Source organism: Pseudomonas mohnii, from assembly GCF_900105115.1.
GTDB lineage: Bacteria > Pseudomonadota > Gammaproteobacteria > Pseudomonadales > Pseudomonadaceae > Aquipseudomonas > Aquipseudomonas mohnii.
This window is the reverse complement of the sequence record NZ_FNRV01000001.1, coordinates 5,726,302-5,748,343: the sequence shown is the minus strand read 5'-3', so window position 1 is coordinate 5,748,343 and position 22,042 is coordinate 5,726,302. Positions and strand designations below refer to the sequence as shown.

The window sequence follows — 22,042 nt, the reverse complement described above, 5'->3', positions numbered from 1 at the left end:
ACGGCTGAACGTCCGGCCGCGGAAACTGGCGCCGGAGCGATTACGGAGCAATGCGTCCTGAGAGAGCGGATCGCCGGGCCGTTTTTCTCCACACTCGCCTGGCCTAAGGTGGCCTCCAGACATTTAACGGAGATCACCATGAAACACCCCACCCTGCTGTCCAACATCCAGATCGGCCCCTACTCCCTCAGCCATCGCGTAGTCATGGCACCGCTGACCCGCATGCGTTCGGAGCCCGGCGACCTGCCGGGTGCGTTGATGGCCGAGTACTACTCGCAACGCGCCACCGATGGCGGCCTGATCATTTCCGAAGCGACGGTTGTGTCCACCACCGGCAACGGCTACCTCGGTTCGCCCGGCCTGTATAACGATGCACAAATTCCGGGCTGGAAGGCCATCACCGAAGCCGTCCACGCCAAGGGCGGGCGGATTTTCCTGCAGCTGTTCCATGCCGGTCGCCAGTCCCACAGCGACATGCAGCCCGACGGCGCGCCACCGGTCGCGCCTTCGCAGGTCGATTACAACGGCGTTGCCTACACCGCCAACGGCTGGGTGCCGAGCACGCCGCACCGCGCTCTCGACGAAATGGAAGTCGAGGCGCTGGTCGAAGATTTCCGCCGTGCCGCGCAACGGGGCTTGCAAGCCGGTTTCGACGGGGTGGAAATCCACGGCGCCAACGGTTACCTGATCGACCAGTTCCTGCAGGACGGGAGCAACCGCCGCACCGATGCCTACGGCGGCACCATTGCCAAGCGTGCGCGCTTCCTGATGGATATCACCCGTGCAGTGATTTCGGTATGGGGCAGCGAACGCGTGGCCGTGCGGCTCGGGCCCAGCGGCAACTTCGGCGACATGCACGACAGCGATCCCGAAGCCCTGTTCGTCTACGTCGCGCAGCAGCTGGCACCGCTGCAACTGGCCTATCTGCACTTGATCGAGCCCCGGGTACTGGGCAATTCCATCGATGAAAGCAAGGACCAGAACCCGGTGGCCGCGCAGTTGATCCGCCGGCATTACAACGGTCTGATCGTTGCCGCCGGTGGCTTCACCGCCACGTCGGCCGAGCAGATCCTCCAGGCAGGCGACGCAGACCTGGTGGCTTTCGGTCGTGACTTCATCGCCAACCCCGACTTGCCGGAGCGCATTCGCCATGACCGGCCGCTCAACGCCTACGACCGGGAGACGTTTTACGGGGGTAACGAGGTGGGGTTTACTGATTATCCGGTCTATCAGCACAGCGCCTGACATTGGCGCTGGATGCAACATCGCTATCGCGAGCGGGCTCGCTCCCACATTGGGTCTGCGTCGTGCACGAATAATGTGCTCGCCAAAGACCCCTTGTGGGAGCGAGCCTGCTCGCGAATGGGGCCAACCGGTTTCCAGGCCAAACCTCTGCTTTGCAATTGCCCCTCCCCCCTCTACTCTGCGTTAACCCTCCCAGCACCGAGCACATCCCATGATGGACAGCCTCAGCGGTATCACGGCCTTCATTCAAGTGGCCGAAACCCGCAGCTTCACCGAAGCCGGGCGCCTGCTGGAAATCTCCTCGTCCGCGGTGGGCAAGAGCGTGGCGCGGATGGAGGAACGCTTGGGTGTCCGGCTCTTCCACCGCAGCACCCGCAGCGTCACCCTGACCACCGAAGGCGAGCTGTTCCTGGACCGCTGCAAACGCATCCTCAGTGAAGTGGAAGCCGCGCAAATGGAGCTGCTGGACCTGTCCGCCAATCCACGGGGCAAAGTGCGCCTCAGCGTGCCGATCCAGAACGTGTTGATCATGCCGGTGCTGGCCGGGTTCATGCGCGCCTACCCGGACATCGAATTGGACGTGGACATGTCCGACCGCATGGTGGACGTGATCGAGGAAGGGTTCGATGCGGTGATCCGCACCGGCGCACCGCAAGATTCGCGGCTGATGGCGCGTAAACTGGGCGGCTATCAATTGCAGTTGGTGGCATCGCCGGAGTATCTGCGAGAGCACGGCGAGCCGACGCATCCGGACGACCTGATCGGCCACGTCTGCCTGCTGCATAAGTTTCCGGCTACCGGGATGATCGAGCGCTGGCCGCTGCGGATTGGCGAAACGCACATCGAGCCGCACCTGTCGAAGGCGTTGATCTGTACGACGATGGACCCGCTGACGTACCTGGCGATCGATGGGGTGGGGATTGCCTGCCTGCCGGACTTTTCAATCCGCCAGCCACTCGCCGACGGCAGGCTGAAGGTGGTGCTGGAGGATTACACTGACCATACCGGCAACCTGTGGATGCTCTGGCCCGCCTCGAAGCAGACCGCGCCGAGGCTGCGGGTGTTGATCGATTACTTCAAGGACAACATTCTCAAGGGCTGAACTCAGCGTTGCAGCGCCTCGGCAATCGGTGCCTTGCCGAGGCCGAAGCTGAGCATCACCGCCACCCCGAGCATGCCAATGCCTGCGCCCAACCACAGCGCCGACGGTACGCCGTGATGATCCACCATCCAGCCACCGAACAACGAACCCGAGGCAATCGCCACCTGGAACATGGTGACCAGCATCGCCGAACTCGCTTCCGGCAACTGCGGCGAAGTCAGTTGCATCCAGGTGCTCACACCCAGCGGAATCGCGCCATAGGCAATGCCCCATGCCAGCACCGCCAACACCACACCCGCTCCCTGCAACTGCGGCAACGCCAGTTGCGCGATGACCATCAGCAGCACCACCGCACCCAACGACGCCCGCAGATGCCGGGCAACCCCGCTGGCCATGGCGAAGTTGGCCAGCATGCCGACCAGGCCGAAGCCCAACAGGATCGAGGTGATGGCGCCCGTCGAGTAGCCCGCTTCACGGCCAAGAAATGGCGCGATGTAGGTGTAGGCCGAGAAGTGCGCCGCCACCACCAGGCCCAGCAGCAACATGCTGCGCCGGGCGTTTTTGCGCGCCAGGAAGCTCAGCAGCGCGCGCACCTGCAAGCCGTCCCGGGATGGCAATGAAGGCAGGGTCAGGCCTTGGGCGATCAAGGCCAGCAGCGCTAATGCCGCGGCAACGGCAAAGGACACGCGCCAGGAGAACAAGCTGCCGAGAAAGGTGCCGAACGGCACGCCAAACACGGTGGCCAAGGTAATGCCGGCGAAGATCAACGCCGTGGCTTTGGCGGCGTTCGATTCACTGACCAGTCGCCCGGCCACGGCAATCGCCACCGCCCAGAAACCACCCAGCGCCACCCCCAACAACGCCCGTCCCAGCAGCATCACTGGCAGCGAAGGCGCGATGGCCGACACCAGGTTGGCAATCAACTGCAACAGCGTCAGCAACAACAGCAACTGCCGGCGGTTCATCCGCCCAGCCCCCAACATGATTGCAGGCGCAGCGATGGCGGCGACGATCCCCGGCACGGTCACCATCAACCCAGCCACCCCGTCGGTGATGCCCAGGCTGCTGGAGATAGACGGCAGGACGCCAACGGGCAGGTATTCGGTGGTGACAAAGGCAAAGGCGCCCAATGCCACCGAATACACCGACAGCCAGTCGCGCCAGGAGGACGGCTGCCCCTGGGCGAGCGCGGGGTTGGCCGGTAATGCAGGTGAATCGTTCATGGCAAAGCTCCACTGAAATGAGTGGAGCCATGCTAGGTACCCCGCCGCCGGGGAAAAATGGGCTGCAGATCCGATCACTCTGGAGCGATGACTCCGCAATCGAACGCGCGTGCGTACGATGGCGCGGGATCAACTGATCTTGTTCAGCGGTCGGTAATCGCCAGACAAGAACACACCCACCGGATTCTTGGGCCGATACGTGCCCACCGTGGTCACCCGCTGCTGCACGCTGTCATCGATGCATTCCTGGCCGAAGGTCTTGGTGCCGACCGGCCGGAAATACCGGGCATTGAGCAAGCGGTAGGTTCCACCGAGGAAATCACTGTAGGAGTCGGTGACGTCCGGCAGGTTTTTCGGCTGCCGGGGAATTTTCATCGGGTCCAGCTCCAACCCGCAGTCCATGGCCTTGTTGGCCATCCAGCGCAGCGGAATATCCGACAGGTTGTTATCGGCATAACCGCCTCCGACGTTGGCATGGGCCCCACAGAACCACAGCTGCTCCATGACCTGATTGGGCTTGGCGATCGGGTCCCACAGCGTGCACTCGTAGTTTTCCCGATGTTCATCGATGGCCACGGCATGGAAGGCATTGCGCACAATCCCGCTGAGTTCAGTGTCGTGAAATTCGTAATATTTGTGGTTGAACCACTCGGCCGACTTGAACGGAACACCCAGCGCCCCGACCGTGTCCCAGACGCCCAGGAAGTGGATCTCGATTTCCCGCGAGTAGCTTTGCCGAAAGTACTGGGCGTTTTCGGTGTCGGCGCTGGAGTCACGGGTGCGGTACAGGCTGTAGGCCTCATCGATACGATTGAGGTGTCGTTTGGTCAGCAACCCGACGTTTCGAATCAGCCCCACCAGGCTGCGCGCCGAATAAGCGCCGCGACTGAAGCCGATGATGTACACCTGATCACCGTCTTCGTAACTCTTGGCCAGGGCCAGGTAACCTTCCTTGATCTTCTTTGACAGGCCGACCCCGAATGCCCCGCCTTCAAGCTTGTCGTACCAATCGGTGCCCACACCGGCGATGTACACCGCATGCTGGACAGTGCCGTCCTTGTGCGCGGGCAGGATCGCATCATGCAATTTAACGACGTTGGTGCTCGAGTCGCCGTCGATTTCCGGCGCCTGATCCGGCAGGTTCCAGGTACCATCAAAGGCGATGATGATTTTTTTTGGCATGACTATCTCCCTTCAGTAACGGGCATTGCTTGATCGCTGCGTTGCGGCGCGACCATGCGAAACCGGATGTTGATGTCGTCGGAAACCACACCGCTGGCGAACTCCCCTTCGCCGATGTTGAAGTCACTGCGTTTAAGCGTTAACTGACCGTCGAAAATGCCGATGGCGTTCTCCACCTTTAGCAGAACCGGCACCACCACCTCCCGTGTTTGCCCACGGAGCGTGAGGTGACCGGTGATCTGATAGCGGTTGTTGCCCAGGTCTTTGGCGCCGTTCGACTCAAAAATCGCCTGCGGATAAACCGCCGTATCGAACCAGGCGGTTTTCTTCAGTTCGCTGTTGGCGTCGCTGCTGCCGGCATCGATGCTGTCGAGCTCGATGATCAACCTGGCATGGGCCGATTCGGGCCTGACCGTGTCGAAATAGAGGCTGCCTTCGAACCTGGAAAAGGTGCCATACACGCTCGCCCCCACCTGGTCATAGGTAAAGCTGATGGTACTGGCCGTGGTGTTGACATCGGCGTACTGCGCCGCCTCGGCGACGGGCTGCACGCCCGCCGCGAAGAGGGCCGCCAGGAGGGTGAAACGAGGGAATCGAAAGTTCATGGAACGCTCCGGGCCAGAGCCTCCTCAGGGGTTGAGGTGGCCAGCGCACGCCAGCCAGCAACAGAAGGACTAAAGCAAAGAACGGCGCTTTATTCCACCTCATACCCGTTGTGGCGGATCGCCAGCATTCGCGATGCGCCAGACGTCAGGCGTATTCCGAGATACCTACACCAACCGCTCAATCTTCTGATGCTTCCACACCTGTTTGTAGTACAGCGTCTGCAACGCCAGCATCCCCAGGTACGCCAGCGGAAACGCCATCCACACCCCCGGCAGCCCGAACCGCGCATCCAGCAGGTACGCCGCCGGCAATTGCACGCCGACCACGCACACAATGGAAATACCCACCGGCACCATCACCGTGCCACTGGCGCGCATGATGCCGCCGATGACCGCCTGGAAGCCGAACACCAGCAGGCTCCAAAGCATGATGTGCAACAGGTGTTCGGCCATGCTTTGCGTCGCCTCTTCGGTGAGGAACAGGCCCAGCAACCAGTGCGACAGCGCATAGCTCAACACCACCAGGCCGCCGGTCAGGCACAGGCTGATCATCAGCCCCGTGCGCAAAATCGAGCCGATGCGTTCGATGCGCCCTGCCCCAATCGCCTGCGCACCGAGGATCGACGCCGCGATCGCAATCGACAGCGCCGGGAACTGCACGTAATTGACGATCTGCGTCACCGCGCCATACGCCGCCGTCGCCTGGGAACCGTGCTGGTTCACCAGCGCCAGGATCACCAGCTCCGACAGCGACAACACCACCATTTGCAACCCGGTCGGCAAGCCGATGCGCAGCACCTTGCCCAGGATCGCCCCGTCCAGCTTCATCGCCGCGAAAAACTCCCGGTCCGGCGCCAACGGATGCCCCCTGCGAATCAAGCGCCACGCCAGCCAGCCCATCGCCGCCAGGTTACTGACCAACCCGGCAAACGCCGCACTCTGAATCCCCATCGGCGGCAACCCCACCCAGCCGCGAATCAACGCCGGCGTCAGCGCCAACCCGATACAGGTCGAGACCACCAGCGCCAGCAGCGGCGACAAGGTATCGCTCACCCCGCGCAGCAACTGGGTGAACAGCACGAACACCAGCAGCGTCGGCATGAACCACAACATCACATGGGCATACGCCACCGCATCGTCCAGCACATCCGCTGGCGTCCCCAACCCCACCAGCGACGCCCGCGCAAACACACTCCCCACCACTGCCGCGACCAGACCGATCAACAAGCCCAACAACAAGGTCGACCCGGCGATGGCCTTCACCAAATGCTTCTCCCGTGCGCCCCAGGCCTGCCCGATCAACACCCCCGCCCCCGCGCCGAGGCCGATGATCAGGGCGATGAAGAAAAACACGATGGGGAACATGCCGGACACGGCGGCCAGGGCCTGGGTGCCGAGCATTTGGCCGATGTAAATGCTGTTGACGGTGCCGGACATGGCCTGAAGGAAATTCGACAGGACCATGGGGGCGAGAAACAGGAGATAGGTTTTCCAGAGGGGGCGTTGGGGTTGGGTGGGGGTTTGCATGGGGCGGAGGTCCATCTCGACGGCGTGAGGGTTGATAGGGATAGCTTCGGTGAGTTACGAGCCAGGGGCAATGAACATTTGAGGATTGGGTTTGGATTTCTGGCGTGGGGGGCGAAAGGTCTGAGGTTTCGTCGTCGTGGGTCCTACAAAAAGCTCGGAATGGCTCACCTACCGCGCGGATTCCATGCCGCTTATAGTCTGCGCCGTCACCCAAATGACGATTCGGGTTTGGCGACCTGACAACGGACGGACGTTGGTTTCGTTTTATCTGGGCCAAAAAAGCAGGCCGTCGTTGCGGGTCGCTGGGGTGAAAATGACCCCGGTTCTTGAACAAGGCCAAGTATCTGCATAGTCTTGCCGAGCGTTTCCATCGATAGCCATTGGCGCCTATTGATCGTCGACTGGGAAGTGGGGCTGCGATCGACCTGTGTTCGAGGTATCGACCAACTGTTATGAGGGACGACCGTTCAATGAGGAAACATGCGTTCAGCAAAGATGAACTCAAGCAAGTGGCAGTCCAGACCGATGCTGCTGATGTGCCTTCTTTATCTACTGGCTCCGAGCACCGTCGCTGCGCTGGAAACGCGTGAGACGATGACGATCCTGGCAGAGGATGCAGCCCCGCCATGGTCGGAGCATGACGGCACGGGTTACGCCAATGATGTAGTGGTCGCCGCCTTCAAGGAAATGGCGGTCGACGTTCAGCTCAAAGTCGTACCCTACGCCCGGTGCAAGTACATGGTGCTCAATGGCACGAACATCGCTTGCTTTAACATGAGTTGGTCGCCCGAATTCGAGGGCAAGATCAAGCTGGCCGCGCAACCCATCTTTACGGTTAACAATGACATTTTCGAACAGGTGGACGCGCCCTTGCCCAAGCCAAGCAAAGGCACATGCACCTTGCCGCCCGGCACAGTAGTGGGCTCGGTCAGAGACTACGAGTACTCGACCCAAGCCACAGCGCTACGGTCCGCGGGAATAGTGTTTGAGAGCGCCGAATCTGATGGGCAAAACCTTCAGAAGCTCGCTGCTCGCCGTCTGTCTGCCGCCTTGATCGTGACCAATGACCTGGAAGCAAAAGACCAGAAGGCCAAACTGGCGGGCACAGAAGAGGCTGTTCGGTTTGCCTTCAGTTGCGGGGTGGTAACCGCGACCATAGGCTTTAGCCTGACTCACCCTGACGGATTGCGGGCGTTGAAGATCTATGAGGAAGGCTATCGGCGCATACAGGCTAACGGCGTGCTCGAGCAAATCCATATCCGCCGGTTCCCCTCGCAACCTGTCGTTGATTGATGACGGGAAAATGGGGACTGATCTGTTTTTTCACTGCACTTTATAAAGCCGTCACCCCAACGCGAGCTGACCACTCCAGTTTTTGAACATGCAATGCACCACAGGGATACACAGGAAGTACTGTCTAACCGTTAAGAATAGAAGGTTCCTGCGCTGCATCGATTCGCCAAGGATTTTGAGAGGCTGCATTTGGTCGTTTTCTGCCTGTGGCGACCGGCTGAAAACGGCCAGAAGCAATGGGTTGCCTAAAAAACCAGGCAATTCACGCACCTTTCAGGCCAGCGAAAGGTCAATGGCGGCTGCCAGGAGGCATCGGACATCCGCCGCGCTGGTCGTGTCTCGAAGTGCATCGTTGATCGAGTAAAGCCAACGCGCGTGAGGTCTGCGATAATGACGACCACAGCGGCGCGATGGCATATCGAGTGCTCGTGCCACCATCCGCTACTCGGGTTTGGAGGACTCCATGCGTGACATTATTGACGGCTTTCTGCGCTTTCAGCGCGAGGTTTATCCGCAACGCGTCGAGCTTTTCAAGCAGCTCGCGACGACACAAAATCCGAAGGCGCTATTCGTCACCTGCTCAGACAGTCGTGTTGTGCCCGAACTCCTGACACAGCGCGAGCCGGGTGAACTGTTCGTGATTCGCAACGCCGGCAACATTGTGCCGTCGTATGGTCCCGAACCCGGCGGCGTCTCGGCCACCGTCGAATATGCGGTCGCAGTGCTCGGCGTACAGGACATCGTGATCTGCGGTCACTCGGACTGCGGAGCGATGGGCGCGATTTCACGCTGCACGTGTCTGGATCATCTTCCGGCAGTCGCTAACTGGCTACGTCACTCGGACGCCGCGAAAGCGATTAACGCGGCGCATGAGTTCGACACGCCACGCGCGAAACTCGATGGCCTCGTGCGCGAAAACGTGATCGCGCAACTGGCGAATCTGCGTACGCATCCATCGGTGGCCCTCGCGCTCGAGCAGGGGCGCATGAATCTACACGGCTGGGTCTACGACATCGAGGCGGGGTGCATCGATGCGCTGGACGGCGCGACACGACAGTTCGTTTCACTTGCCGAGTCGCCGACCACCGTGGCGATCGCTGCGCGCAACGGCAAACAGATGTAATGGCGACCGACAAGTGAGGGTGGCCGCATGACTTCAGGTCATTCGTGAATGTCTGTTTTAGACCAATAGCTGCCCTTCATGATCGGCAGCTATTGGCAACAAGCAGCACTTGCCGACACCAACCTGCAGCGAGTGTCGGCAATGGGTCGCACTACTTCGAAACCACCAGCGCCGGTGGCTGCCAGCTGCCTTCGCCAGCGGGAAGAATCGAAGGCGGTGCGGTCTTCGGCCAGTAGAGACGCATCACCAGATAGACCGTATCGTCAGGCGCCGGCAGCCAGTTGCTTTCTTTTGCCTTGCCGGGGGAGTCCTTCTGGATGTACAGCGTCAGTGAGCCATCCGCGTTTTTCTTCATGGCCGACAGCATCGGCGAATTGATCAGGTAACGGTTGAGCGGGTTGTTGATCAGCAGCTGGCTCTTGCCGTCGTACAGGGTCACCGACCAAAAGGCGTTCACTGGCGGCAGCTTGCCCGCCGGGAAGGTCAGCGTGTAATTGCGCTTGCTGGTATCCAGCGTCTGGCCTTTACCGTCGGTGCGGGTATAGGGGTACATCGCCTCAACGGCGTCATTGCCGTAAAGGCCGCCCTTCGCGGCGCCGGCACGCATCAGCCAGTCGCCCTTGTAGAACGCCTGGTCGCCAAAGAACGCGCCGACGTTCCAGCCGTTGATGTTTTTCATGCCGCTGGAGAGAAACTTGTCGACCTTCTCATCGCCAGCTTTCATCCCCAACAAGACCACCGCCTTGTGTTCAAGCGAGAGGTCTTTGAATTCGAAGCGCCGGCCGGGGCCTACGCCGATGCTGGCCAGCTTCGACCGAATCGCCTTGTCGTCAGCCGATGGCGGCACATACTCCAACGCGGCCGACAGGTACTCGAAGAAATTGTCCTTGATGCCAGCCGTGGTGGCCGGTACGAAATCAATCTTCGGGGCCGCGACCGGCGCTGGTTGATGGAGGAAGGCTGAAAGTGGCTGGACCTTGTAACCCGCCTGAACCTTCTCGACATTGGGCATGTCGGCTGGATTGAACAACTGGGTCCGGATCAGCGTCAGTGAGAAGGGAGTCGTGGAGTTGAACACTTTATCGATGCCAGGCGGTGTCGCCCCTTTCCAATCGGGGCCTGCAATCAGATAGCTCCCGGGGGCACTTGCAGTTGCCCGGCTGCCGATGTAGCCGTAGTTATAGGTGTTGCCGTCGATTAGCTGCACCGAGTAGTAGCGCTTTTTGGAGACTGCCGGCACGGTGATCACGAGAGGCTCTGCGCGCAGGTCGGTCCAGAGTATCGAGTAGGGGGTGTCACTGTTTGGCGTAATGACGGCGGTATCAGCGGGTGTCGCGACCCGATGCTCGTTATGCAGTTGATTGAAGGGGGCCTTGAACTGGCTGGATTTGGGGTCCACCGCGAACTCGTTCATCACGGCGTAGTTCATGACCAGCGGCAAGCCGTAAATAAAGCCTTCCTCGGCGATCGCCTTGGTCTGCTCGAGGCTCGGCGCGGGTACGCCCTTGGCCACGTCCGCCTTGTCTGCCTGTGCGATGGGGTCGTTCTTGCTCGCACACCCCGTGAAAAGCGTTGAACCCACCACGACGAGTGCCGCAGCCATTGTCCAGCCCCGGTTAGACTTCCTGTTCATTTTCACCTCGTTTGTTCTGAGCAACGTTTTGCTGTCGACTGGCATGCACCACCCAGACCGCGCCCCAACTGAAACTCTGGCTGTCTCTTTACCTGGCGAATGAGTAACTCCTGCGGCGAAGCGCCAACTCACCCGCCCCGGGAGTGTAGATCACAATAAGCCAGCATCCCCTTGCGCAGCCAAGATCGTGCCCGTTATCTGTAAGCCTTGTCGCCAGGACCCATACGAGATGATGTTCAAATTCCGTCAGGTCACACGCACTATATAAATCCGCCCCCCATTTCAGTCATTTAAGATGGCCACACTGGTTTACCGGCATGACATGAAAATCCCGGTCTAGTGCTGGTTTTTAAATTATGCGCGGGACTTCTAAGGAATGAGGGCTACCAGATCAGTATCGCCTACGTCGACACCACCTTGTGACAGCAAAGTAGTAGCTTGGCCTCGGTGATGAGTCTGATGGTTGAAGAAATGCATGACCAAGCCATAAAAGCTCTTGTCAGCGGGAGCTCCTTTCATGCTTGTGTAATTGAGGGTGTAATCTAAATCTGACTCTGTAATGGAGCGAGACCACTCGACAATTACCTGATCGAGCCAAACGCGATATGTCGAAAGTTCTCGGATATTTGAGAGCAGTAACTGGTCGAGGCTTTGGGGGGCAGGAAGCTGTCGAATCGGCTCCAGAGCCAAGTAATTCGCTGGGTGCTGGGCAAATCGCTTTAGCCAGATTGTGTCCCCGACCACCAGGTGGTTTAACGTCCCGAGAATAGAACCAAAGAATGCTTTCCTGTCCACTGACAGCTCTTCATCTGTCAGACGTCTGGCCGCTTCATAAACCTTTGCGTTCATCCAGTCGTTATAGATCGCCATCAGGCAGATATGGTCGATGCGGCCCATCGTATTCATCCTTTGAATGATTACTTGACAAGCGATCCACGCTCATTTGGGGCCATTCTAGAGCAGGGCTTTTTAAATCGCCCCTGATTTCGCAGGCACCTGTCCCAGAAAATGGAGACGAAAATGGGTGTCCCCATTATTTCCCTGGATCCGACGTGCGACTCGTTGCAGCCCAAAGGTTCATGATGGACCGCTTTCCGTACCGCTCCCTTGCGTAATCACTGACCAGATCATCCCCCGATGGTTTCTGGCAGCCTGGCGATCACCTTGATCTCGAACTGATAACCATAAAGCCACGTGACGCCCACGCCGGTCAGTGTCGGCAATCTGGTCGATGGCGGGGGTAGCATCAAACTGCGCGTGTTCATCGATTGGGTCGCTGAGTTGATGGGCAGGCGTTAAACCATCAATTTCCGGCTGAATTTAGTTTCCATCACAATATGCGACGCGGTGTGCGCCACGCCTTTGATCATGTTGATCCGGGTCAGCTCGGCATTGAGTTCACTCAGCGTCGACGTGGCGAGATGGATGATGAAGTCGGATTCGCCCGAGACCGCATACACCGCCTGCACCGCATCCATCTTGCGAAGCGAGGTCATGACATCGGTATAACTCTTGTTGGTGCAAGAGGTCATGGTGAAACAGTTGATTGTCTGCTGGAGTCTGTTCTGGTCGATGCGCACGCTGTAACCGGTAATGACCCCGGCCTTTTCCAGGCGGGCGATGCGTTCTTGCACCGAAGAGCGTGAGACCTCGAGTTTACGTGCCAAGGATGCCGTGGGCTCGCGGGCGTTGGCCTGCAGCAGGCCAAGCAACTGCCGGTCCTTATCAGTCAGGTTAAACAACGGACCGGGATTGTGCGCATCCATCAACACTGCCTTGACCTCACTGTGATTTTCAGTTTTTTTGACTCGCCCTGTACTGCGAACGCGTTTCCTGAAACTTGTCCATCATTTTCAGGCCGGCATATACCGTTTGCGCCGCAGCCGGGCCGAGCGGGCCGCCATTCCATTCCAGGCCGTAGGCATCGAAAAGACGGTAGCGATTGGTCTCGCCGCAAATGGCTTCGGCAATGACGCGCCCGCCGATAGGCGCCGTGTTCATACCATGGCCACCAAATGATGTACATGCCCATAGCCCCTTCCCGAGAGGGCCGATGTGAGGCATCTTGTGCCGCGCATAACCCATCAGTCCCGACCAGGCTTTTTCGATCTTGATGCCGCGCAATTGCGGATACACATCGAGGATGTCTTCGGTCAGCAACTGCCCCAGGCGCTTTTCGTCCTGCAGGTTCCTGGTGGTGATACGACCGCCCCAGAGCAGTCGGTCACCTTCGACGATTCGGTAATAGTCTGAGGCCCGGCGATTATCACCCACGGCATCGGTGGTGCCTACCGCATCGGCCAGCCGCTCGCCCAAGTGTTCGGTCAGTACCGCGTAGGTCGCAATGGGCAGAAAGGCACGGCGTAATTTACCGAACTCGGGGCCGCCATAACCGCCGCAGCAATACACCACGTTGGCGCAATCGACAGTGCCCCGGTCAGTGATGACTCGGTGTCGCCCGCTTCGGCTCTCGACACGGGTCATCGGCGACTGTTCGTAAATCTTTGCCCCGTTGCATTCAATCAGCCGACCCAGGCCCAAGCAGTAGTTCAAGGGATGGAAGTGAAATCCATGGGTATCGCGCAGAGCCTGGAAATACCGCTCCGTCTTGAGCTTTTCACGCACGGCCTGGCGATCCAGGTAGTCGAGGTGGAAGTCGAAATCCGTCGCCATCCTGTCGCGCAAACGCTTGAGATTATCGCCATCCTCGTAGCGAACCACGCTCAATTTTCCAGGCGTTGGCGAGCAACCTGGCAGTTGATGACGGGCGATCATGTCGCGAACAGTGTCGACACCTTCGAGCGACAATTTGAACAGGGCGGCGGCTGTCGCTTTTCCGCAGCGCCGCTCGATGGATGACAATCCTTCGGACCAGCCCTGAAGGACGAAGCCACCGTTACGGCCGGAGGCCCCCCAGGCAACACGGCCTGCCTCGAGCAGCACCACGGACTTTCCTCGTGAGACCAACTCCCAGGCCGTGCTCAGCCCCGCCAGGCCCGCGCCGATGACGCACACATCGGCCTGGACATTGCCTGACAGCGCCGCGCGCTCAGTCGTGTCGTTCATCGTGGCGGTGTAGTAATTGTTGTTATACGTGTACATGAAGTCCCTTGTCCTTCTTCGCGGCGCAGTCATACAGGGCGCCGCGTTTGGAACGGGCGCCTGCAATGATTGGGTTTATTGCTCTGGAATTTATTGCACCCGGAGTTATTGCACCTGGGTGAGATCGGCGCCGTACCACTTCTCGGAAAGTTGCTTGAGCGTTCCGTCGGCTTTCATCTGCGCAATGGCCTTGCTCAATTCGCTATTGAACGCCTCATCGCCTTTATCCACGGCGATGGCCAGCGGTTCGTAATAAGCGGGTTTGCCTTCCACGCGTACGATGGGATAGCCATTCTTGACGGCCGCGACGACGGTTGGAAGCGCAGACAGGGTGGCGTTCAGACGGACCCCGTTGCCCATACGCAAATCATCCAGAGGGCCCATGCTGTCGCCATACGTCTTCACCTCGCCGGGTGTGACGTCGTAGGTGAACGCCGGCACATCGGCGGCGTCGATCTTGAGCCGGCGATTGATATAGTCCTCCGACGTGGTGCCTGCTTCGACGCCGATGATCTTGTCGTTCAGGTCCGCCGCCTTTGCCCCGGCCGCGTCCTTGTGCACGGCGAATACATAGGGCGTGTAGTAGTAGATCGCGGGGAAGTCGAGGACTCGGGAGCGCTCGGTGGTTGGCGTCATCGAACCGACCGACAAGTCCCAGCGATTCGACCAGCGCCCTGCGGTGATGATCCCGTATTCGGGGGTGACGAAGTCGACCTTGCTACCCAGGCGTCGACCGATTTCGGTGGCAACATCGATATCAAAACCTTGCAACTTGTTGTCCGGCCCCAGGAACGATTGTGGTGGCCAGTTGGCGGCCGTGGCCACTTTGATCACCTTGGTTTCATGGATGCGGTCGAGGGTCGAGCCCGCCCAGGCGGCGCCTGAGCTGATCGTGACGGCTGTGGCGATAGCCGCTGTGGTGAAGAAGCGAGTGATCGAGATCATGAGTAAGCCTCCAGGTGTTTGAGTGCAGGTCTTTGTTGTTTTTATCGATGACGTTGGACGGTGTGACGATGCTGCTCAGTGGCTGAGAATCTGTGACAGAAATTCTCGGGCGCGTTCATGCTGCGGGTTCTCAAAAAAATCATTGGGTTTGGCCTGCTCGACGATACAACCCTGATCCATGAAGATGATCCGGTCGGCGACCCGCCGGGCAAACCCCATCTCGTGGGTGACGCACACCATCGTGATGCCGTCCTGAGCGAGCTCGCCCATGACATCCAGCACTTCCTTGACCATTTCGGGATCAAGTGCCGAGGTGGGTTCGTCGAACAGCAAGATGCGTGGTCGCATGCAGAGGGCCCGGGCGATGGCAACGCGTTGCTGCTGACCGCCGGAGAGCTGGCTGGGGTACTTGTCCGCCTGGTTCCCGATCCGCACTCGATCCAGGTACTCGTAAGCCAGTTGGCGAGCCTGCGACTCATCGAGCCTGCTCACCAGGCGCGGCCCCAGCATCAGGTTCTCCAATACCGTCATGTGCGGAAACAGATTGAACTGTTGGAAGACCATGCCGACCTGGCGCCGGATGCTGGCCACGCAGGCGGCATTGCGGGTCAACTCGATTCCGTCGATGAACACTTTGCCTTTCTGGAAATCTTCCAGCAGATTCAGGCAGCGAATCAACGTCGATTTTCCGGAACCCGATGGACCACAGACGACCACTATTTCGCCGCTGGAAATGTGCAGGTCGATGCCCTTGAGCACATGAAAATCGCCATACCATTTTTGCATCTCGTGAATCGATATGGCGGGATACGGGGCAGTGACTGCTGAAGCTGACGGCTGATTCATCGTAAGGCTCCTGATTCAGCGGTGGGCGCGATTGAAGTGCTTTTCCAGACGCGACTGAACGGTTTCCAGCACGATCGACAGCAGCCAATACAGCACGGCTGCGGTGATGAGCATTTCCAGGTGACGGAACTCGGCGCGTCCTTGTGTTCGCGCCAGGAACATCAGTTCCCAGACGCCGATCACGGACACCAGTGAGCTGTCCTTGAGCATCGAGATGAACTGGTTGCCAGTGGGCGGAATGATCAGGCGCATGGACTGCGGGAGAATGACCCGGGTCATTGTTTGAAATGGGTTCAGGCCAATCGCCCGGGAGGCTTCCCACTGCCCCCGCGGGATGCTGCTGATCCCCGCACGGAAGATCTCCGTCATATAGGCGCCGTAGCAGAGCGAGAGCGCCAGAATCCCTGCCGGCACGGCGCCGACCACGTAGCCGAGCTGAGGAATGCCCAGGTAAATGAGATAGATCTGGATGAGCAGCGGAACACCTCGGAAAAACGAGGTGTAGAAGCTCGCGATGGCAATGGCGAAACCGTTGGAAGATAAACGCGCGGTCGCTCCCAGCAATGCCAGGACAAACGCAATGGCAATGGAAATCGCGGACACGTAGACGGTGGTGAAAACCCCTTGGGTGATCATGAAGCCGACTTTGGTCGCGATGAAGCTGTAAGAAAGATTGAAGGTGTCGAAGAATAAAAGGAACAGCACCAGCAATTCGCACCAGACCGTAATGATCTGCGCCCGCAAGGGAAACCGCCCAAGGATGAACAGGTTCAGTACGGCCGTGATCGTGAAGGTCCCCCCGACGGCGATGTCACGCGCCAGAGGAGCTTTCAAGTCGAGAACGATTGGCCCCATCAACGTGGAAAGACGGCCTTCACCTACACCGCAGACCAGCGTGATGATGAAAATGACTGCAGCGACTCCCCCCATGAACAGGGCACTGTCAGTCATGCGCGCCTTGACGATATGGTCTTTGTACATGGCTTACGCTCCTTAGGGGTGTCCCTTTGTTGTAAGCCAATTATGAGTGTGCGAAATGCCGGGCGGGACCCGGCAGAATATTGGATTTATCGGTTTTTTCCGGCATATCGGTGGTTATGACCCTGACATCTGCTCAGGACTCCCGGCCATTCTGACGGCAGGCTTTTTTTGGATTGCGCCCGAGCGCCATAAAGGAGGACCTGGATTTTATCGATCGCTGCAAGGCTTTTATCGACTGCGCTCTCCTCCGGGTGATGACACGCGTCTGGCTAACTGAGCAGATGCCATCGACGGGAACATCTTTCTCCGTGAGGCGATACACAGTTTCCCCATCATTGTTGGCTGGGCTTCGGTGACTCCTGTAGGTGATGCGTAATTTGCATCATCAGGTAACGATGTCTCCGGTAGCATACCCTCAGTTATTCAGGAGCCTGGACCCATGGACACGAACACGATGCTGGCTTTTACCCTGGTCGCCGCGATTGCCATCGCCAGCCCCGGGCCCGCGACATTAATGGCGATCAACAACAGCCTCGCCCACGGACAACGCAGCACGATCTGGTCCTCGCTGGGCAATGCCACTGGCCTGTTCTGCCTGTCGGGGGCTGCAATGCTGGGGTTGGGGGCGCTGCTTGCCAGCTCCGAAGGGTTGTTCAACATGGTAAAGATTGTTGGCGCCGGGTATCTGTTCTACCTGGGGGTGAGGCAGTTGCTCAATAAGACGCCGCTGCTGGCTGATGGCATTCATGAGGGCCTGAGCCGCAGGCCCACACGGCTAAAACTGTACAGGTCGGCGTTTTTTACCGCCCTCTCCAACCCCAAGGCGACGCTGTTTTTTACAGCGTTATTCCCGCAGTTCATCGATCAAGGCGCAGCCCTGTTCCCACAATTCATGATCCTGACCGCGATTTTCATGGCGCTTTCAGTGTCGTCGTTGAGCCTGTATGCCGCGCTGGCCTCACGCGCCAAGGGCCTGCTGGTACGACCCGAGTTGTCCCGCTGGGTTAGCCGGGTGGTGGGGGTCACATTCATCGGGTTTGGCGCTGCGATTCTCGCTATACGCCGGCAGACGGCCTGAGACTTGAGTATCGGCACCTTTGGCAGGCACTTCTCGCAGAAGACCGGACTTAGAGCAAGTCCGCAGGCTGCATCGTGAGAATGATCTTCCCGACGTTTTCGGACGACTCCATCCTGTGATGGGCATCTGCGGCGCGTGACAGGGGGAAAGTGCTGTCGACTACCGGCTCCAGGCTTCCTCCCCCTTCGAACCGTTCAAGCCAATGCTCGCGGAATCGCTTGATCATCTCGTGCTTCTCCGGCTGGGTACGGGATTTCATGACCGTGCCGATGATTTGCAGGTGACGGTAGAGAATATGCTCCAGCTCCAGGGCGACCTTCCCGCCACCGCCAAGGATGCCAACCTGGATCAGCCGCCCGCCGTTAGCGAGTGAAGCCAGGTTGCGGGCGAAGTAAGGTTCGCCGACGAAATCGATGATGACATCGACACCCCGGCCATCGGTTTTGCTGGCGATGACTTCCGCGAAATCACTGTTCTTGTAGTCGATGGCGACATCGGCACCCAAATGCTCGACGCGGGATAACTTGCTGCCATCGGTTGTCGCATAAACCGTCGCACCTGTGGCGTAAGCGAGCTGTACCGCAGCGGAGCCAACACCACCCGCGGCGGCATGAATCAAGACCGAGTCACCTGGCTTGAGTCGAGCCAGATGCATCAGCGCCTCATGAGCGGTGACAAACACCTCGGGAATCGCCGCCGCGTGCACGTAATCCAGTTGAGCAGGAATTGGCATGGCCATGCGGTAGTCAATGCGTGCCAGCTCGGCATACGCCCCGCCACCCACCACGCCCATCACCCGATCCCCCACTTCGAAACCAACGACGGCATTGCCTTTTTCAATGACCTCGCCTGCGATCTCAAGTCCGATGATGGGCGAATCTCCAAAATCAGGACGCCCGTAGCCACCGGTGCGATGCGTCAGATCCGCGCGATTGACACCGGCCGCATAGACCCGCACCAGCAAGTCGGCAGGGCGTACTAGCGGGTCGGGAACATCGCTCAACTTCAGTACGTCGGGGTGGCCGAATTCTTCAATGGTGATGGCTTTCATGGTTGCTTCGCCTGCGATTGAGTGAATGTGGCATTGGCAATGGCGGACGCGGTGATGGCGGCCGGGAAACCGGCATAGAACGCCAGGTGGGTGATCGCTGCGGATATTTCGTCATGGGTGACCCCATTGCTGACCGCGCGCCGCAGGTGCGCAGGCAGCTCTTCGGAGTGACCACCGGCAATCAATGCAGCCACCGTTATCAGGCTGCGGTCACGTGGAGACAGTGCCGGATCACTCCAGATTTGCGGATAGAGCGTAGCGTCGACGAACTGCGCCAGCTTTGGGGTGAACGCTCTGGCCGCTTCACGAGGGCTGCTGAAATTGATGTTCGACATTTCGGGCGTCCTTAAATCTGGCTGATGAATTTGTTGGTCAGATAGTGTTCGATGCCTTCAATGCCGCCCTCTGAGCCATGACCGCTCTCCTTTATGCCGCCGAAGGGAAGTTCAGTAGCAACAATTCGGTATTGATTGATCCCGATCATTCCGGCCTCGAGGCCATCTGCGACGTCAATGGCGGTTCGAGCGTTAGCGGTAAAGGCGTAGGCAGACAACCCGTAGGGAAGGCGGTTGGCCTCTTCCAGGCCGTCGGCCAACGTATCGAAGGGCATCAAAATCGCGATCGGGCCGAAGGGTTCTTCATGCATGACCCGAGCGTCCATGGGCACATCAGCCAAAACGGTGGGCTGGAAGAAAAAGCCTTGTCCTGGCAGGCCTTCGCCACCGGCAAGCACCCGCGCGCCTTTCTCGACGGCGTCAGCCACCAGTTCTTTCATCTTTGACAATTGCCTTGGGTTGGCGAGTGGCCCGACCTGAGTATCGGGATGCAGGCCGTTGCCGATTCTCAGGGCGTTGGTTGCTGCAACAAAGTGATCAGTGAACGCCTGATAAGCACCACGCTGGATCAGGAAGCGTGTTGACGAGATACAGACTTGCCCTGTCCCCCGGAACCGATTCGCCACGCCTTCTACTGCCGCCTTTTCAATGTCGGCGTCTTCAAACACCAGCACAGGGCCGTGGCCGCCCAGTTCCAAAGTGATTGGCTTGACGCCTGCGGCTGCCCTGGTCGACAGCAGTCGCCCAATCGGTACGGAACCGGTGAAGGTCACCTTGCGAATGATCGGCGAGGCAATCAGGTGGCTGGAGACTTGATCGGGCACACCGAAAACGACTTGCAAAACGCCTTTGGGCAAGCCCGCATCATCAAGGGCGCGAGCGAGGGCCAGCGCCGTGGCAGGGCTCTCTTCACCGGGTTTGAGAATGACGCTGCAACCTGCCGCCAAAGCAGCTGACAACTTGCGAGCCGGAGTAATGGCCGGAAAGTTCCAGGGCGTGAAGGCTGCGACCGGGCCGATGGGCTGGCGCTTCACCAGTTGCAAGACGCCTGGGCGGTTGGCCGGCACGACGCGGCCATCGATGCGGCGGGCGCTTTCGGCGAACCATTCAAAATACTCCGCTGCACGCGTGACCTCGTCCATGCTTTCGCCAAGGGGTTTGCCCTCCTCCAGCGTCATCTGGGATGCGATGTGTGGCGCTCGCTCCAGGATAAGATCAGCGGCACGTTTGAGAATTTTTGCGCGCTGGTCTGGCACCATCTGACGCCACGTCTGGAAGCTGAGCCGGGCGACTTCAAGGGCGTGGTCAAGGTCGGCTGAAGTGGCCAGCGGCACACGTCCGATTTCACTTGCTGTGGCTGGGTTTATGACGGCTGCGGTGTCGCGCCCTTCAGCGCTGATCCACTCACCCCCAATGAAAAGATAGAGCGCGTCGTATGGTGTGTTCATCGATGTGGCCTTCACTTGATTGTCAGGAATCGGGCCGAAGCGCGCTGCGTCAATCCTCGCTTCGGTGGTTTGCGACAGAGCCGGTTCAGGCGGCCCATGCAACCAAGTCTATGGAGGGCGACAGGTTTGATTTAGATAGCCACGAGGGAATCATTGTTGTGTGCAGAGGGAAGATCATGCGCCGTCGTTGAGTTGTGTCCTCAACAGTCAACGTCCATGATGCGGGGTCGGTGGGTGGTGGCGTTGCGCTCACGAGCACTGAACAGCCTCAGTGGATTTTCTCTGTAATTTGAGCGTTAAACCGGTAGAAAAGGACGGTAGGGATGGACAAATTTTCAAATATGTCTGTGTTCGTAAAAGTCGTTGAGATGGGCACTTTCACTGCAGTGGCCAACCATCTGGACTCAACAGTCGGCAATGTGTCCCGTGCCGTTTCTGCGCTCGAAACAATGCTCGATGCCCGCCTGCTGCAAAGGTCCACTCGCCGTCTTTCCGTGACTGACGCAGGTCGACGATTTTACGAACGCTGTACGGCAATCCTGGCCGACCTCGAAAACGCTGAAGCCGAAGCAAGTGATTCGATCCTGGAACCCAAGGGCACGCTACGGGTTCATAGCGTGCCCGGCCTTGCGCGTCATCTGGTGACCCGCGCCGTCCTTGAGTACCGCAAGGAGTTTCCGGCAGTCACGGTCGATTTGCTGCTATCCCAACGGATGCCGAACCTGCTGGAAGACCAACTGGATGTTTCAATTCTGATTGCCAGAACGCTGCCGGATTCAGCGTACGTCAGTCAAAAGATTGGGGTCAGTCATTGCGTGCTGGTCGCGTCCCCTGCCTACCTGGCACAACATGCACCGCCGGCGAAGCCTGAAGACCTCAACGATCATCAGTGCCTGTTGCTGGGAACCGTTGATTACGCACGGGATGAATGGCAACTGAGAAGCAAATCCGGCACCGCCACTTTCGTACCCACCGGGCCGAGCTTTAGCGTAAATGATATGGATGCAATGGCAGTCGCTGTTCGATCCGGAGCGGGGATTGGCTTATTGGCCGGATTCTCGGCCATCGACGATCTGCGCTCGGGACAACTCGTGCGCGTTTTGCCGGAGTACCATACCTACGAGCGCAATGTTTATGCCGTTTACACTTCCCGCCAGTTTGTCGATGCGAAGATAACCCGCTTCGTAGAAACGCTAAAAGCGCGGGTGGGTGGCCAATTGGCAGACACTGCAAGAGAGCTTATCGGTAGGTCACCGGCTTGAGACTCTCGGGAAAGTCAGACCCTGAATGACACATCAGCCATTTCACGATTTATTTCAGCAA

20 protein-coding genes and 1 pseudogene are annotated in these 22,042 nt (G+C 59.0%); 6 read left to right on the top strand and 15 right to left on the bottom strand.

What is annotated here, in order from left to right; genetic code table 11:
• The first annotated feature begins 138 nt into the window (after positions 1 to 138).
• Entirely contained in the window at positions 139 to 1,245 is a 1,107-nt protein-coding gene (locus BLV61_RS26885; RefSeq protein ID WP_090468548.1) for an alkene reductase, read from the top strand.
• Positions 1,246 to 1,459: 214 nt separating this feature from the next.
• On the top strand, positions 1,460 to 2,347 hold the full coding sequence (locus BLV61_RS26880; RefSeq protein WP_090469994.1) for a LysR family transcriptional regulator: 888 nt from the start codon (positions 1,460 to 1,462) through the stop codon (positions 2,345 to 2,347).
• 2 nt (positions 2,348 to 2,349) lie between these two features.
• On the opposite strand, the gene BLV61_RS26875 is transcribed toward BLV61_RS26880, so the two are convergent.
• The 4 genes from BLV61_RS26875 to BLV61_RS26860 form a co-directional block, all read right to left on the bottom strand.
• Positions 2,350 to 3,570 (bottom strand): MFS transporter, encoded by a 1,221-nt coding sequence (locus tag BLV61_RS26875; RefSeq protein ID WP_047527830.1) that lies wholly within the window; start codon positions 3,568 to 3,570, stop codon positions 2,350 to 2,352.
• A 129-nt stretch (positions 3,571 to 3,699) separates the two neighbouring features.
• Positions 3,700 to 4,752 carry a DUF2235 domain-containing protein gene (locus BLV61_RS26870; RefSeq protein ID WP_047527828.1) on the bottom strand — a complete coding sequence of 351 codons (1,053 nt, stop codon included), beginning with the start codon at positions 4,750 to 4,752 and terminating at the stop codon, positions 3,700 to 3,702.
• 2 nt (positions 4,753 to 4,754) lie between these two features.
• Complete coding sequence (locus tag BLV61_RS26865) at positions 4,755 to 5,357, bottom strand: YceI family protein (protein ID WP_090468546.1); 603 nt, start codon at positions 5,355 to 5,357, stop codon at positions 4,755 to 4,757.
• Between the two features lie 165 nt (positions 5,358 to 5,522).
• Positions 5,523 to 6,884: an MATE family efflux transporter gene (locus tag BLV61_RS26860; protein WP_090468544.1), complete on the bottom strand. Its 1,362-nt coding sequence runs from the start codon at positions 6,882 to 6,884 to the stop codon at positions 5,523 to 5,525.
• A 480-nt stretch (positions 6,885 to 7,364) separates the two neighbouring features.
• Here BLV61_RS26860 and BLV61_RS26855 point away from each other — a divergent pair, with 480 nt between their 5' ends.
• Both BLV61_RS26855 and BLV61_RS26845 read left to right on the top strand, forming a co-directional pair.
• Positions 7,365 to 8,177 carry a substrate-binding periplasmic protein gene (locus tag BLV61_RS26855; protein WP_090468542.1) on the top strand — a complete coding sequence of 271 codons (813 nt, stop codon included), beginning with the start codon at positions 7,365 to 7,367 and terminating at the stop codon, positions 8,175 to 8,177.
• 463 nt (positions 8,178 to 8,640) lie between these two features.
• Positions 8,641 to 9,300, top strand: a complete 660-nt coding sequence (locus BLV61_RS26845) for a carbonic anhydrase (RefSeq protein WP_047527822.1) — start codon at positions 8,641 to 8,643, stop codon at positions 9,298 to 9,300.
• A gap of 151 nt (positions 9,301 to 9,451) precedes the next feature.
• On the opposite strand, the gene BLV61_RS26840 is transcribed toward BLV61_RS26845, so the two are convergent.
• The 8 genes and pseudogenes from BLV61_RS26840 to BLV61_RS26805 all read right to left on the bottom strand — a co-directional run bounded on the left by BLV61_RS26840 (position 9,452) and on the right by BLV61_RS26805 (position 16,807).
• Positions 9,452 to 10,903 (bottom strand): DUF1254 domain-containing protein, encoded by a 1,452-nt coding sequence (locus tag BLV61_RS26840; RefSeq protein ID WP_208604233.1) that lies wholly within the window; start codon positions 10,901 to 10,903, stop codon positions 9,452 to 9,454.
• A gap of 399 nt (positions 10,904 to 11,302) precedes the next feature.
• The gene (locus tag BLV61_RS26835; protein WP_090468535.1) at positions 11,303 to 11,830 is read right to left on the bottom strand and encodes a DinB family protein; all 528 of its coding nucleotides are present in this window, start codon (positions 11,828 to 11,830) and stop codon (positions 11,303 to 11,305) included.
• A 230-nt stretch (positions 11,831 to 12,060) separates the two neighbouring features.
• A pseudogene (locus tag BLV61_RS26830) lies at positions 12,061 to 12,153 on the bottom strand (RidA family protein); the annotation flags it as partial.
• A 75-nt stretch (positions 12,154 to 12,228) separates the two neighbouring features.
• Positions 12,229 to 12,699 carry an Lrp/AsnC family transcriptional regulator gene (locus BLV61_RS26825; RefSeq protein ID WP_090468533.1) on the bottom strand — a complete coding sequence of 157 codons (471 nt, stop codon included), beginning with the start codon at positions 12,697 to 12,699 and terminating at the stop codon, positions 12,229 to 12,231.
• 28 nt (positions 12,700 to 12,727) lie between these two features.
• Positions 12,728 to 14,035: an NAD(P)/FAD-dependent oxidoreductase gene (locus BLV61_RS26820; RefSeq protein ID WP_090468532.1), complete on the bottom strand. Its 1,308-nt coding sequence runs from the start codon at positions 14,033 to 14,035 to the stop codon at positions 12,728 to 12,730.
• 105 nt (positions 14,036 to 14,140) lie between these two features.
• Positions 14,141 to 14,980, bottom strand: coding sequence for a transporter substrate-binding domain-containing protein (locus BLV61_RS26815; protein WP_047527816.1), 840 nt, complete (start codon positions 14,978 to 14,980; stop codon positions 14,141 to 14,143).
• 75 nt (positions 14,981 to 15,055) lie between these two features.
• A complete protein-coding gene (locus BLV61_RS26810; protein ID WP_047527815.1) occupies positions 15,056 to 15,826 on the bottom strand; it encodes an amino acid ABC transporter ATP-binding protein in 771 nt (256 codons plus the stop codon).
• A gap of 15 nt (positions 15,827 to 15,841) precedes the next feature.
• On the bottom strand, positions 15,842 to 16,807 hold the full coding sequence (locus BLV61_RS26805; protein ID WP_047527814.1) for an amino acid ABC transporter permease: 966 nt from the start codon (positions 16,805 to 16,807) through the stop codon (positions 15,842 to 15,844).
• Positions 16,808 to 17,246: 439 nt separating this feature from the next.
• Here BLV61_RS26805 and BLV61_RS26800 point away from each other — a divergent pair, with 439 nt between their 5' ends.
• Positions 17,247 to 17,885 (top strand): LysE family translocator, encoded by a 639-nt coding sequence (locus tag BLV61_RS26800; protein WP_047527813.1) that lies wholly within the window; start codon positions 17,247 to 17,249, stop codon positions 17,883 to 17,885.
• A 49-nt stretch (positions 17,886 to 17,934) separates the two neighbouring features.
• Here BLV61_RS26800 and BLV61_RS26795 read toward each other — a convergent pair whose 3' ends face one another.
• The 3 genes from BLV61_RS26795 to BLV61_RS26785 are packed head-to-tail and all read right to left on the bottom strand — an operon-like array spanning position 17,935 to position 20,719.
• Positions 17,935 to 18,936: an NAD(P)H-quinone oxidoreductase gene (locus BLV61_RS26795; protein ID WP_090468530.1), complete on the bottom strand. Its 1,002-nt coding sequence runs from the start codon at positions 18,934 to 18,936 to the stop codon at positions 17,935 to 17,937.
• Positions 18,933 to 19,271, bottom strand: coding sequence for a carboxymuconolactone decarboxylase family protein (locus BLV61_RS26790; RefSeq protein WP_047527810.1), 339 nt, complete (start codon positions 19,269 to 19,271; stop codon positions 18,933 to 18,935). The genes BLV61_RS26795 and BLV61_RS26790 overlap by 4 nt, the downstream gene beginning before the upstream one ends.
• Positions 19,272 to 19,282: 11 nt before the next feature.
• On the bottom strand, positions 19,283 to 20,719 hold the full coding sequence (locus tag BLV61_RS26785) for an NAD-dependent succinate-semialdehyde dehydrogenase (protein WP_090468528.1): 1,437 nt from the start codon (positions 20,717 to 20,719) through the stop codon (positions 19,283 to 19,285).
• 323 nt (positions 20,720 to 21,042) lie between these two features.
• On the opposite strand from BLV61_RS26785, the gene BLV61_RS26780 reads away from it, so the two are divergent.
• Complete coding sequence (locus tag BLV61_RS26780; protein ID WP_090468526.1) at positions 21,043 to 21,981, top strand: LysR family transcriptional regulator; 939 nt, start codon at positions 21,043 to 21,045, stop codon at positions 21,979 to 21,981.
• Positions 21,982 to 22,042: the final 61 nt, after the last annotated feature.